The following is a 13,580-nucleotide window of genomic DNA, read 5'->3' as shown; positions in this document are numbered from 1 at the left end:
TGACGGCATCCGGAGCTAATTGTCCGGGAAGTCGGCTGGTTTTGTTGCTCAAACTGCCAGCTGCTTAATGGTGGCCACGCCGCGCCGTTCCTCCGACTGCCGAACCCGGAAGACCCAGATACGGAGCAGGACGAAGCGGACAAGAGTGGCGAATATGTTTGCGCAGGTCAGGACCAAAAGCTCAGTGCTGGGCGATGCGTCCGGGTGAATGGCATGTAGCAATAGCAGGGAAGATGAAGTGATCCCCCAGGCGACCAGGAAAACCACCAGGCCTTGAAACTGTTGGGTGAACTGCCGCACGGGTCCGTGGATCCTGAAGGTGAAGCGGCGGTTGGCGGCCGTGTTTGCGATGGCCGTGAGTAAGAGGGCCAGGAAGTTTCCCTGCTGTGGGCCAAACGGGCCTTGGAATAGCAGATACAGCAAAGCAAAAGCGAGAGTGGAGAACGCGCCGACGATTCCGAAACGTATCACTTGGCCGAAAAAGCTTGGGCGGGTTGGCGTGGCGATAGGTCCTCGCCCGAGCTCCGCGTATATCGCTTGCAAAGGGATATTTCCCTTCATCATGGAACCGGCGACGCGTACGAGGCCCTTGACATCGTCGACGGCCGTTTGGCGGATATCCACCCTGCTGTCTGGATCGTCGATCCAGTCAACTGGAATCTCGTGGATTCGAAGCCCTGCCCGCTCGGCCAGGATCAACAGCTCGGTGTCGAAGAACCAGCAGTTGTCCTCCACATAAGGAAGCAGCCGATGCGCGACTTCCGCCCTGACAGCCTTAAAACCACACTGGGCATCGGAAAACTGGACCTGCATTGTCCGTTTAAGAATCAGGTTGTAGCTCCGGGAGATGAATTCCCGTTTGGGGCCCCTGACCACCCTGGATGTGCGGCCAAGCCGGGTGCCGATGCTGACATCCGAGTGTCCGGAAAGCAGGGGAGCGATGAGCGGCGGCAAAGCCGCCAAATCGGTTGAGAGGTCGACGTCTACATATGCCAGAACTTTGGCTTCAGACGATGTCCAGGCGTCGCGGAGCGCGAATCCCCGCCCCTTAGTCTCAAGGCGCCGATAACTGACATTCGGAACCTCATCAGCGAGCTTCCGCGCAATTAGACCGGTCGCGTCAGTGCTCGCGTTGTCTGCGATCGTGATTTTCCAGCTGTACAACAATTCCCGGGAAAGATAGTCGACAAGCCGGTAAATGCTTCTTTCGAGTATGGCGGACTCGTTGAAAACGGGGACAATTATTTCGAGCGCCAAGCCCCCAGAGCTAGGTGTCATGCGGCAATCGTAGATTCTTGTTAAGGTGCATTACTAGAGTGGAGCAGAAAGCGCAAGTCAAGTAGTTCCACTCTAGCGATCGCGCGGCTGAAGGGGTATCAAAGGGCTCCGGGACTCGTTCCTTCGACCCCTGCAACCGTCGTCTAGACTGGGACGCGATGGCTAGATTATTTGGAACAGATGGCGTGCGTGGTCTCGCCAATGGATTGCTCACCGCGGAGCTTGCTCTTCAGTTGGCCCAAGCAGCTGCGGTGGTCCTTGGCCACGAACGTGCAGCCGACGGAAAGCGGCCCCGCGCCGTGGTGGCCCGGGATCCCCGCGCCAGCGGGGAGTTTATCGCTGCAGCGGTGGAAGCCGGACTTTCAAGCTCCGGCATTGACGTCTACGACGCCGGGGTGCTGCCTACGCCAGCGGCGGCCTACCTCATCGCCGATCTCGATGCCGATTTCGGGGTGATGATCTCGGCCTCGCACAACCCTGCACCGGACAACGGCATCAAGTTCTTTGCCCGCGGCGGCCAGAAGCTCCCGGACGAGGTGGAGGACGCAATCGAGGCCCAACTCGGCAAGGAACCTTCACGTCCTGTGGGCGGCGACGTCGGCCGCATCCAGCGCTTCTCGGACGCCGAGGACCGCTACATCGTCCACTTGCTCGGCACCCTGCCGCACCGCCTCGAAGGTCTCAAGGTTGTCCTGGACTGCGCCCACGGCGCAGCCAGCGGTTGTTCCCCGCAGGTCTTCGCCAGCGCCGGCGCCGAAGTTGTGGTGATCGGTGCCGAACCCGACGGTCTGAACATCAACGACGGCGTCGGTTCCACCCACCTTGGCCAGCTCAAGGAAGCGGTCGTCAAGCACGGTGCGGACTTTGGCATTGCGCACGACGGCGACGCCGACCGCTGCCTGGCCGTGGACCACGAAGGCAACGAGGTTGACGGTGACCAGATCATGGCGATTCTGGCCCTCGCGTTGAAGAAGTCCGGAAAACTGAAGGACGACGTCCTGGTAGCCACCGTGATGAGCAACCTCGGACTCAAGATCGCCTTGCGCGAGGCTGGAATCACGCTCCGCGAGACCGCGGTGGGGGACCGGTACGTCCTGGAGGCAATGCGCGAAGGCGGCTTCAGCCTTGGGGGAGAGCAGTCGGGCCACGTGATCTTCTCCGATTACGCCACTACAGGCGACGGTGTCCTGACCGGTCTGCAGATTGCCGCCCAGGTGGCCGGCACGGGCCGGACCCTCCAAGACCTTGCCCGCGTCATGACCAAGCTGCCGCAACTCATGATCAACGTGAAGGGCGTGGACAAGTCACGTGCCGCCACGGATGAAGGCGTCGCCGCTGCGGTGGCCGCCGCCGAACACGAACTTGGTGACACCGGCCGGGTGCTCCTGCGGCCATCGGGCACCGAAGCGCTGGTGCGTGTGATGGTGGAGGCGGCGGACATGGAAACCGCCACCCGCATATGCACTGAACTTGCCGGCGTCGTCGAAGACCGCCTCGCCATTCCGCGCGAGCTGGCGGTATAGGTCCCAAAAACCAAACAACTGTGGCCCGTCTCCGTGAGGAGGCGGGCCACAGTTATTTCAAAATGCCTACCGTTGGAGCAGGTGAGTCGCGGATCTCGGTGAGGAGCGTGATGGTGGGATCGGCAGCCGGCTCTTCTTCCGAGATGCCTAACTTGGCGTTCCGGCGCTCGATGAGGTAGTTCAGGTCTCCTTGGTTAATCAACCGCTAGGGGTAGCCTGGCGCCGGTTCGAGCCCAAAGTACTCCTCGAGGGTGCGGATACCACGGTTGGCCATATCCGTTGCAGCCTCAACCCCGATAAACCGCAAATGCCACGGCTCGTAGTAATAGCCGGTGATTTCATTGAGCATCCACGGGTACCTGACAACAAATCCGTACTTGTACGCGTTGGCCTTGGCCCAAACGGCAGCTGGCTGATCGGCGAAGCAAGGCTCGAAGCTGCACGCCCCGCCGCCGTCGCCGATATCGAATGCCCATCCGGTCTGGTGCTCCGAGAAGCCGGGACGCGCGGAGGCCGTGTCCGCCGAGGCCTGGCCGCGCGTGCTCACATAGCCGTTGTACGTGGCGGTCTGGGTCTGGAAGGAACGGTATCCAGAGGCCAAGGTCATTGTGACTCCGGCCGACGCGGCCGCGGCAAAGAGCTTTTCGGCTGCTCCGGCGGTGGTGCTGTTGAGCAGGGACGCCTCGCCGCTGACCGCGAGTTGCACGCGGGGCTGTGCCAAGTCGGCAGGGACAAACTGCAAGGGGCTCAGTGGCCGGTGCTTATTGACGATGACCCACTGGCTCGCGGGGTCGCTCAGGGAAAACTGTCGGGACAGAACCGCTGAGGGCGGAGCCTTCGACGGCGGTGCGCCCGACGGCGGCCCGCTCGCCGCTCCGGAGGGCGCCGCCGTCGTGGCCGCTACTGTCGGCGTCGGCGTCGCGGTTTGGGGACCCGAGGGGGGCGGTGCGGCCGTGGGCGACGCGGCCCGGCCATCCGGCGTGCAGGCCGCCAAGGCAGCCATTCCCGCACCTGCCGCGAGTAGCGTCGCGAACGACCTTCGGCTGGGGGCACGGTTCTGGCACATCCGTGCTAGACCTTTCGGAGCAGCATGCGGCGGATGGAATGGTCCGCGTCCTTGGTGAGGACAAGTTGCGCCCGGCCGCGGGTAGGAAGCACGTTTTCCTCAAGGTTGGGTTCGTTGATGCGCTTCCAAATGCCGCGTGCGGTAGCTTCCGCTTCGGCGTCGGAGAGCGTCGCGTAACGGTGGAAGTAGGATTCGGGCTGGGCGAACGCAGTGGTTCGAAGCTTGCGGAAACGGTCCACGTACCAGTCTTCGATGTATGAGGTCTTGGCGTCAACGTAAATGGAGAAGTCAAAGAAGTCGCTCAGGGCCAGGCCTTGCCGGCCGTCCTGCCGGGGACGGGCGGGTGCCAACACGTTGAGGCCCTCGACGATGAGGACGTCAGGCCGCCGGACCACCACTTCCTTGTCCGGGACGATGTCGTAGGTGACGTGCGAATACCAAGGAGCGCGGACCTCTTCGGCGCCCCCCTTGATCGCACTCACGAATCGAAGCAAGGCCCGGCGGTCGTAGGATTCCGGAAAGCCCTTGCGTTCGAGCAAATGCCGGCGCTTCAACTCAGCGAGCGGGTACAGGAAACCGTCGGTGGTGATGAGTTCGACGTTCGGGGTGCCGGGCCAGCGGCGGAGCATTTCGCGCAGCACGCGGGCGATAGTGGACTTGCCGACAGCTACCGAACCTGCGACGCCGATCACGAAGGGCGTGCGCTGGGTCTGCTCGCCAAGGAAGGTGGTTGTGGCTGCATGAAGCTGTTGTGATGCCTGGACATAGAGGTGCAACAAGCGGGAGAGCGGCAGGTAGACCTCCCGGATTTCCTTCATGTCCAGGGGATCACCGAGGCCGCGAAGCCGAATGATGTCCTCTTCGTTAAGCGGCTGCTCCATCTGTGCCGCCAGCCGGGACCACGTCTGCCTGTCCAGCTCCACGAACGGAGAGGAGCTGTCGCCGTTCGCTTCATTGCGTTGCAAAGTCACTATAGAGATTCTGCCCCTCTGGTGGCTGATCCGGAAATACAGCATGAACGGCGGGCAGATTTTTGTGTGAGGACGCTCTCCGGAAAAGGTACGCGATCCGGCATATTCCGCGGTCTGGCCTGCTTGCGGGCCCGGATATCCTACGTCCGTTCCGCGGGGCTACCGCTACTCTAGTAGGCATGTGTGGAATCGTAGGTTACGTTGGCAATTCATCCCGCCGGGCAGATGCCGGGCACTCAGCCCTCGATGTCGTGCTTGAAGGACTCCGGAGGCTCGAATACCGGGGTTATGATTCAGCCGGAGTTGCAGTGGTGGCTCATGGAACCATCACAGCCCGGAAGAAGTCCGGAAAACTGAGCAATCTACTGAACGAGCTCGAGGACAATCCGCTCCCGGACTCGCTGACGGGCATCGGCCACACCCGTTGGGCCACCCACGGCGGACCCACCGACCAGAACGCCCATCCGCATCTGGCCGACGGCGGACGACTGGCCATGATCCACAACGGAATCATTGAAAACTTCGCCGAGCTCAAGCAGGAGCTCATCGCGAAGGGTGTCACTTTCGAATCGGAGACGGACACCGAGGTAGCGGCAGCACTTCTGGGCGATATTTTCCGCAACCAGCTCAACGGTGACTCATCCAACGGCAAGCTCACCAAAGCGATGCAGCTTGCCTGCCAGCGGCTCGAAGGCGCGTTCACGCTCCTCGCCGTGCACGCAGAGCGGCCGGACGTGGTGGTCGCCGCCCGTCGCAACTCCCCCCTTGTCGTAGGACTGGGCGAAGGCGAGAACTTCCTTGGATCCGACGTCTCCGGTTTCATCGACCACACGCGCCGCGCCGTCGAGCTGGGCCAGGACCAGATCGTCACCATCACCGCCGACACCGTGGAGATCACAGACTTCTTCGGGGCCCCCGCCAAGGGCAAGGAATACCACGTTGACTGGGACCCGGCTTCGGCGGAAAAGGGCGGCTTCAGCTCTTTCATGGAAAAGGAAATCCACGACCAGCCCGACGCAGTCACCCAGACCCTCCTCGGCCGCTCGGACATTAACGGCCAGCTGACCTTGAGCGAGCTCCGGATCGACCCCGCGCTGCTGAAGCAGGTCAACAAGATCATCGTTCTGGCTTGTGGCACGGCCGCATACGCCGGAATGGTCGCCAAGTACGCCATCGAGAACTGGTGCCGCATCCCCACCGAGGTGGAGCTCGCGCACGAATTCCGCTACCGCGATCCGATAGTAGACGCGAACACACTGGTGGTGTCCATCAGCCAGTCCGGCGAAACCATGGACACGCTGATGGCCGTCCGTTACGCCCGTGAGCAGGGCGCCAAGACGATCTCTATCTGCAACACCAACGGATCCACCATCCCGCGCGAATCCGACGCCGTTCTCTACACCCACGCCGGTCCGGAAATCGCAGTCGCCTCCACCAAGGCGTTCCTGGCCCAGATCACCGCCGCTTATCTCCTTGGTCTCTACCTGGCCCAGCTTCGCGGGAATATCTTCTCCGGCCAGATCAAGGACGTCCTGGCGGACCTTGGCAAAATACCCGCACACATCCAGAAGATCCTCGACAACGCAGGCCCCCTCCGCGAGCTCGCCCGCAGCATGAAGGACGAGAAGTCGGTGCTCTTCCTGGGCCGCCACGTGGGCTTCCCGGTGGCACTCGAGGGCGCGTTGAAGCTCAAGGAAATCGCGTACATCCACGCTGAAGGGTTCGCCGCCGGTGAGCTCAAGCACGGTCCGATTGCTCTGATCGACGAGGGGCAGCCCGTCTTTGTGGTGGTTCCGTCGCCGCGGGGCCGCGATTCCCTCCATGCGAAGGTGGTCAGCAACATCCAGGAAATCCGCGCCCGCGGTGCGCGCACCCTGGTGATCGCCGAGGAAGGCGACGAAGCAGTGCGGGCTTATGCCGAGCACGTTTTCTACGTCCCTCAGACGCCTACGCTCCTGATGCCGCTTCTCACGACGGTTCCGCTGCAGATTTTTGCCGCAGAGCTGGCCAAAGCCAAGGGGTACGACGTGGACCAGCCGCGCAACCTGGCCAAGAGCGTGACCGTAGAATAGCCGCATGATTGTTGGCATAGGCGTAGACGTCGTAGACATAGAGCGTTTCGGGCGCCAACTTGAACGGACCCCGGGCCTTCGTGACCGTTTGTTCGTTCCCGCGGAGCGCGAACTCAACACGCGGTCCTTGGCCGCCCGTTTCGCGGCCAAGGAAGCAGTGGCCAAGGTCCTCGGAGCTCCAGCGGGCATGAACTGGCAGGACTGCTGGATCGGCCTGGACCAGAACGGCCCCACTATCCAAGTGAAGGGCACCGTACTGGCTGTTGCCGAGTCCATCGGCGTGAAGCGCTGGCACGTGTCCATGAGCCACGATGGCGGAATCGCCACTGCCATGGTCATCGCGGAAGCCTAGCAGCGCAAGCAACCATGATCAGCGCCTTCACCGGAACACAAATCAGGGCAGCGGAACAACCGCTCCTCGATACGGGCGAAGGCGCTGTTCTCATGCAACGCGCGGCACACGGGCTGGCAAACGCCGTCGTGCGTGAACTCCGCTCGGCAGGCCGCAGCCTTTACGGCTCGAGCATTACGGTGCTGGCGGGCAAAGGCAACAACGGCGGGGACGGCCTTTACGCCGCGGCAATGCTCGCGAGGCGTGGCATGCGCACGACGGCGGTACTCACCGCCGGTTCCGCGCATCCTGACGCGCTCGCGGCTTTCGGGGCTGCCGGCGGACGCGTCCATGTTTTGGACGAGGACAACCCCGAAGAACTAGCCGTGCTGACTGCCGGCGACGACGTGGTCATTGACGCGATCCTGGGCACGGGTGCCCGGGGCGGCCTTGGCGGCCCTGCCGCGGAATTGATTGCTGCCTTGGAGGAGCTAAGGCCCCAATTTGTTGTGGCCTGCGATATCCCCAGCGGAGTGGACGCCGACACAGGCGAGGTCCACTGGCCCGTATTGACGGCGCGGCTGACCGTGGCATTCGGGGGATTCAAAGCCGGACTGATGGCCGATCCGGGTGAGGGCTGTGCCGGCAAGGTGTTGCTCGTACCTATCGGCATCGAGGAGTATCTTCCGGCACCTGCGCTGCGCCGCTTCTCCGCCCCCGACCTGGCCGCCGTCCTGCCGGACCCGGGGCGCCGGGCCCAAAAGTACACCAGGGGAGTCCTCGGCGTCGTGGCAGGTTCCGAGCGCTACACCGGAGCCGCGGTGCTCTGTGTCGAGGCCGCCTCCGCGGCCGGTGCGGGAATGGTGCGGTACCTCGGCCCGGAAGTCGTGGCGCGGCAGGTCCTGGCACGAACGCCCGAAGCCATCTGGGAGCCGGCCGAGCCCGGCAGGGTCCAGGCGTGGTTGCTCGGTCCTGGCCTGGACGGAGCCGGGCAACTCGACCGTGCCCGCGACGTATTGGACGCGGCGGCCGGCGCCGGCCAGCCCGCCGTCGTCGACGCCGGAGCCTTGGAGCTCCTGCCGGAACGCTGCCCGCCGAACTGGATTCTCACCCCGCACGCCGGGGAACTCGCGGCACTTCTTGGCCGAGGCGAAGTGCGCGTCACGCGCGAGGACGTGGAATCGCGAGCCGTGCACTTCGCCCGGCTTGCGGCCGAGCACACCGGTGCCGTCGTCCTGCTCAAAGGTGCCACAACGGTGGTTGCTTCGCCCTCCGGGGCGGTCTTCAGCCAATCGGACGGATGCCCGTGGATGTCAACGGCAGGCAGTGGGGACGTCCTTGGCGGGATAGTCGGCGCGCTGGCTGCGGCCTACGCGGAATCCGGGCTGGACGACGACGGGCCGTTCGCCGCGCTGGGAATCGCCCCCGATGAGCGCTGGGCAGCGGTAGCCGCCGTCGGCGCCAGCATCCACGGAATGGCGGGCAGCGCAGCCTCGGCGGGTGGGCCATTGGCCGCTTCCGATATCGCCCGGGCGGTCCCGGGCGTCTTCCGATTTCTCGGTGAACATCGCGCCGGATGATCCCGGATGTTCCTTGAAAGTCACATAGTCTCGCTAGGCTGGCAGAAAGTTATCCGGCAATTGAAGGAGAACACATGGACGTTTGGCCAGGAAGCGCATACCCGTTGGGGGCCACTTTCGATGGCACGGGAACCAACTTCGCGCTGTTCAGCGAGAAGGCGGAAAAGGTGGAATTGTGTCTCTTTGACGACGACGGGGACGAAATTTCCTACACGGTCAACGAGGTGGACGGCTATGTATGGCATTGCTACCTGCCGCACGTCCAGCCCGGACAGAAGTATGGCTACCGCGTGCACGGTCCGTATGACCCTGCCGCCGGGCAGCGCTTCAATCCCAACAAGCTCCTCCTGGACCCTTACGCCAAGGCCGTCCACCGGCAGATCGACTGGGACCCGGCGCTCTTCTCTTACAACATGGGGGATCCGGATTCCCGGAACGACAAGGATTCGGCGCCGCACATGATGTTGGGCGTGGTCATCAACCCGTTCTTCGACTGGGCCGGCGACCAGCAGCTGCGCATCCCGTACCACCGCTCCGTGATCTACGAGGCGCACGTCAAGGGCCTGACCCAGCTCCACCCCGAGGTTCCGGAGGAGCAGCGCGGCACGTACGCCGGCGTGGCCCACCCGGCCGTGATTTCCCATCTGCAGAAGCTCGGGGTGACGGCCATCGAACTCATGCCCGTCCATCAATTCGTCAATGACGGCATCCTGCAGGACAAGGGGTTGAACAACTACTGGGGCTACAACACGATCGGGTTCTTTGCCCCGCACAACAGCTACAGCTCCAAGGGCGACACCGGCCAGCAGGTCCAGGACTTCAAGGCCATGGTCAGGACGTTGCACACGGCAGGCATCGAGGTCATTCTCGACGTCGTGTACAACCACACCGCCGAAGGCAACCACCTTGGCCCGACGCTGTCCTTCAAGGGCATCGACAACTCCGCGTACTACCGTCTGATGGAGGGCGATCTCAAGCACTACATGGACTACACGGGGACCGGCAACTCATTGAACGTGCGCAGCCCGCATTCGCTGCAGCTGCTGATGGATTCCCTGCGGTACTGGGTCACCGAAATGCATGTGGACGGCTTCCGCTTCGACCTCGCCTCCACCCTGGCCCGGGAGTTCTATGACGTGGACAAACTGTCGACCTTCTTCGAACTCATTCAGCAGGATCCGGTGGTTTCGCAGGTCAAGCTGATCGCCGAGCCGTGGGACGTCGGTCCGGGCGGCTACCAGGTGGGCAATTTCCCGCCGCAGTGGACGGAATGGAACGGCCAGTACCGGGATACCGTCCGCGACTTCTGGCGCGGCGAGCCGTCCACCCTGGGCGAGTTCGCGTCCCGGTTGACCGGGTCGGCGGACCTTTACGAGCACTCCGGCCGCCGCCCGGTGGCTTCCATCAACTTCGTCACCGCCCACGACGGCTTCACGCTGGCTGACCTGGTGTCCTACAACGAGAAGCACAACGAGGCGAACGGCGAGGGCAACAACGACGGCGAATCCCACAACCGCTCCTGGAACTGCGGCGTCGAGGGGCCCACGGAGGATCCCAAGGTCCTGGGCCTTCGTGCCCGCCAGCAGCGGAACTTCATCGCCTCGATGCTTCTGTCCCAGGGTGTCCCGATGCTGCTGCACGGTGACGAGCTGGGCCGGACGCAGCGGGGCAACAACAACGGCTACTGCCAGGACTCCGAGCTGACCTGGATCAACTGGGACAGCGTGGACCAGCCCCTCGTCGAGTTCACGGCCGCGGTCAGCGCTCTGCGCGCCAAGCACCCCACCTTCCGCCGGAGCCGCTTCTTCGACGGCCGCCCGGTGCTGCGCGGCGAAGGCGAGAGGCTTCCGGACATCGTATGGCTTGACGTCGATGGAAGCACCATGACGCCGTCGGACTGGGACAGCGCTTTCGGCCGCTCCGTGGGCGTCTTCCTCAACGGCGACGGGATACGCGGCCGGGACAACCAGGGACGGCGCATCACGGACGTCAACTTCCTGCTCTACTTCAATGCCCACGACGAGGAAGTCGGTTTCAAGGTGCCCTCGGACGAGTACGCACCCGCCTGGGACATCATCATCGACACCGCGGGCGGCGGTGCCGACACCGAACTCGTGCCGGCGGAAGCAGTCCTCGGTGTCGAGGCCAAGTCGCTCGTCGTATTGCGGGCACACAGCCTCCCGGACACGGAACCCGATCACTCGGTGGCCGCATCCCTCGCCGCGTTGTCGCAGACAACCACCGCCGAAACGGCTTCCCTAACCGCGCCAGCCACGCCGCCACCCTCCACCCGGAAGCGCCAGGTTGTGCCGGAAACCGAGCCTGAACCGAAAAAGCACCATTCCCCGGAGACGAAGGCCGCCCCCGAAACCAAACCTGCCGCTGCGCCGAAGAAGCCCAGAAAGCCGCGCACCCACAAGGACGGAGGATCATGAGGACACCCCTCTCCACATACAGGCTCCAGATCAGGCCCTCGTTCACGCTCCAGGACGCGGCTGCCCTCACGGGTTATCTGCGCGAGCTCGGGGTGGACTGGGTGTACTTGTCGCCCATCCTGACGGCGGAGGAGGGCTCGGAACACGGTTACGACGTCACCGACCCCTCCACCGTTGATGCTTCCCGCGGCGGGGCCGAAGGACTCGCCGCGCTCTCCAAGGCGGCACGGGAGGCCGGACTCGGGGTCCTGGTGGATATCGTCCCGAATCACATGGGCGTCGCGTCGCCCCCGCAAAATGCCTGGTGGTGGTCCCTCCTCAAAGAGGGCAAAGCCTCTCGCTATGCGGAAGCGTTCGACGTCGACTGGGACTTCGGCGGCGGAAAGCTCCGGCTCCCGGTCCTCGGCAGCGACGCAGACGTCGACAAGCTGGAAGTGGTCGACGGCGAATTGCGCTACTTTGACCACCGCTTCCCGCTGGCCGAAGGAAGCTACACCAGCGGTGACAACGCCAGGGACGTCCATGCGCGCCAGCACTACGAGCTGGTTGGCTGGCGCCGGGCCGACAACGAGCTGAATTACCGCCGGTTCTTCGCGGTCAGCACGCTCGCCGGGATCCGGGTCGAAATTCCCTGGGTCTTCCAGGAAGCCCACGCGGAGATCGCCCGATGGTTCCGTGACGGGCTCGTTGACGGACTGAGGATCGATCACCCCGACGGGCTCGCGGACCCGGCCGGGTACCTGGAACGCCTGAAGGAAACCACGGGTGGCTCCTATCTGCTTGTCGAGAAGATCCTGGAGCCGGGGGAGGAGCTTCCGGAGAACTTCGATTGCGAGGGGACCACAGGCTACGACGCCCTCGCCGACGTCGACCGCCTTTTCGTGGATCCCGACGCCGAGGCGCAGCTTGACGCCTTGGATGCCAGGCTCCGGGGCACCGGCTCCGCCGCCGACTACCAGGCCATGATCCACGGCACCAAGCGGCGCATCACGGACGGCATCCTGCATTCGGAAGTCCTGCGGCTCGCGCGGCTCGTCCCGGAGTCTCCGGAGCTACCCAATCAAGAGGTGGCCGACGCCCTCGCTGAAACCATCGCTTCGTTTCACGTCTACCGGAGCTATCTGCCGTATGGCAAAGACGCCTTGGTAGAGGCCGTTGAACGGGCAGCCCGGACCAGGCCGGAGCTTGCTCAGGTCCTCAAGGCGCTGCTTCCGCTGCTGCTCGACGCCGGCAGTGAACTGGGCCGGCGCTTCCAGCAGACCTCCGGCATGGTCATGGCCAAGGGCGTGGAAGACACCGCGTTCTTCCGCTACACGCGCCTTGGCACGCTGACCGAAGTGGGAGCGGATCCCACGGAATTCTCCTTGTCCACGGCTGGATTCCACGAGCGCATGGCACGCCGCCAGGCACTGCTGCCGCTGTCCATGACCACCCTCACCACGCACGACACCAAGCGCAGCGAAGACACCCGGGCCAGGATTTCCGTTATCTCCGAGGCGGTCCCCGAATGGGAAGCGTTCGTGGACCAGATGCAGGACCTGGCACCGATCCCCGACGGGCCACTCGCTGTCCTCGTATGGCAAGCCATCGCGGGTGCCTGGCCGGCCAGCCGTGAACGCCTCCAGGGTTACGTCGTCAAAGCGGCACGAGAAGCCGGCAACTCCACCAACTGGACCGAGCCGAACGAGGGCTTCGAAGCGAAGCTCGCCTCCGCCGTCGACGCCGTCTTCGATGTGCCGGAGGTGACGGCCGCCCTGGAGGAGTTCGTTGCCCTTGTCGACCCGTATGGGACGTCCAACTCACTGTCGGCAAAGATTGTCCAACTGACCATGCCGGGCGTACCGGACGTCTACCAGGGCACAGAGTTCTGGGACCGTTCACTCACTGATCCCGACAACCGGCGCGCCGTCGACTTCGAACGGCGCAGGGCCGCTCTCGCAGCCCTCGACGCCGGTGCCCAGACTGAGGCGCGGGACGAGTTGGCCAAGCTGCTGCTGACTTCCCGTGCACTGCGCCTGCGCCGGGACCGGCCGGAGCTTTTCGGTGGCTACAGTCCCATCGACGCCCAGGGTCCCGCGGCCGAACACCTCATCGCCTTCGACCGTGGCGTCCTTGCCGCCGGCGGCGGTGCGATCACTTTGGCCACGAGGCTCCCGCGGAAGCTTGAACGGAACGGCGGGTGGATGGACACCTTTATTCGTCTTGGGAGCGCGGTCCAGGACGAGCTCACAGGCAACAGCTACCCTCCCGGCGAGGTTGACGTCGCAAGGCTTCTGCAGAGATACCCAGTGGCCTTGCTCGTACCCATTAGCTAGCCAGAGCAC

10 protein-coding genes are annotated in these 13,580 nt (G+C 64.0%); 6 read left to right on the top strand and 4 right to left on the bottom strand.

What is annotated here, in order from left to right:
• Positions 1-48: 48 nt before the first annotated feature.
• Positions 49-1,278, bottom strand: a complete 1,230-nt coding sequence (locus AB0O52_RS06355; RefSeq protein WP_364534994.1) for a bifunctional glycosyltransferase family 2/GtrA family protein — start codon at positions 1,276-1,278, stop codon at positions 49-51.
• A 158-nt stretch (positions 1,279-1,436) separates the two neighbouring features.
• On the opposite strand from AB0O52_RS06355, the gene glmM reads away from it, so the two are divergent.
• Positions 1,437-2,801: a phosphoglucosamine mutase gene (glmM, locus tag AB0O52_RS06350; RefSeq protein WP_364534991.1), complete on the top strand. Its 1,365-nt coding sequence runs from the start codon at positions 1,437-1,439 to the stop codon at positions 2,799-2,801.
• Positions 2,802-2,853: 52 nt separating this feature from the next.
• Here glmM and AB0O52_RS06345 read toward each other — a convergent pair whose 3' ends face one another.
• The 3 genes from AB0O52_RS06345 to coaA form a co-directional block, all read right to left on the bottom strand.
• Positions 2,854-3,003, bottom strand: coding sequence for a hypothetical protein (locus AB0O52_RS06345; RefSeq protein WP_364534988.1), 150 nt, complete (start codon positions 3,001-3,003; stop codon positions 2,854-2,856).
• A gap of 3 nt (positions 3,004-3,006) precedes the next feature.
• A complete protein-coding gene (locus AB0O52_RS06340; RefSeq protein WP_364534986.1) occupies positions 3,007-3,804 on the bottom strand; it encodes a M15 family metallopeptidase in 798 nt (265 codons plus the stop codon).
• A 68-nt stretch (positions 3,805-3,872) separates the two neighbouring features.
• Entirely contained in the window at positions 3,873-4,883 is a 1,011-nt protein-coding gene (gene coaA / locus AB0O52_RS06335; RefSeq protein WP_364534983.1) for a type I pantothenate kinase, read from the bottom strand.
• Positions 4,884-5,017: 134 nt separating this feature from the next.
• Between coaA and glmS the strand changes: the two genes are divergently transcribed.
• The 5 genes from glmS to treY all read left to right on the top strand — a co-directional run bounded on the left by glmS (position 5,018) and on the right by treY (position 13,571).
• Positions 5,018-6,910, top strand: coding sequence for a glutamine--fructose-6-phosphate transaminase (isomerizing) (gene glmS / locus AB0O52_RS06330; RefSeq protein ID WP_364534980.1), 1,893 nt, complete (start codon positions 5,018-5,020; stop codon positions 6,908-6,910).
• Positions 6,911-6,914: 4 nt separating this feature from the next.
• Positions 6,915-7,262 carry a holo-ACP synthase gene (locus AB0O52_RS06325; protein WP_364534977.1) on the top strand — a complete coding sequence of 116 codons (348 nt, stop codon included), beginning with the start codon at positions 6,915-6,917 and terminating at the stop codon, positions 7,260-7,262.
• A gap of 14 nt (positions 7,263-7,276) precedes the next feature.
• Positions 7,277-8,821 carry an NAD(P)H-hydrate epimerase gene (locus AB0O52_RS06320; protein ID WP_364534975.1) on the top strand — a complete coding sequence of 515 codons (1,545 nt, stop codon included), beginning with the start codon at positions 7,277-7,279 and terminating at the stop codon, positions 8,819-8,821.
• Between the two features lie 74 nt (positions 8,822-8,895).
• The gene (glgX, locus tag AB0O52_RS06315) at positions 8,896-11,256 is read left to right on the top strand and encodes a glycogen debranching protein GlgX (protein ID WP_364534972.1); all 2,361 of its coding nucleotides are present in this window, start codon (positions 8,896-8,898) and stop codon (positions 11,254-11,256) included.
• Positions 11,253-13,571 carry a malto-oligosyltrehalose synthase gene (gene treY / locus AB0O52_RS06310; RefSeq protein ID WP_364534969.1) on the top strand — a complete coding sequence of 773 codons (2,319 nt, stop codon included), beginning with the start codon at positions 11,253-11,255 and terminating at the stop codon, positions 13,569-13,571. Before glgX ends, treY begins: the two co-directional genes overlap by 4 nt.
• Positions 13,572-13,580: the final 9 nt, after the last annotated feature.

It is taken from the genome of Arthrobacter sp. NPDC080073, assembly GCF_040686575.1.
GTDB lineage: Bacteria > Actinomycetota > Actinomycetes > Actinomycetales > Micrococcaceae > Arthrobacter.
This window is presented reverse-complemented; position numbering and strand designations above follow the sequence as displayed.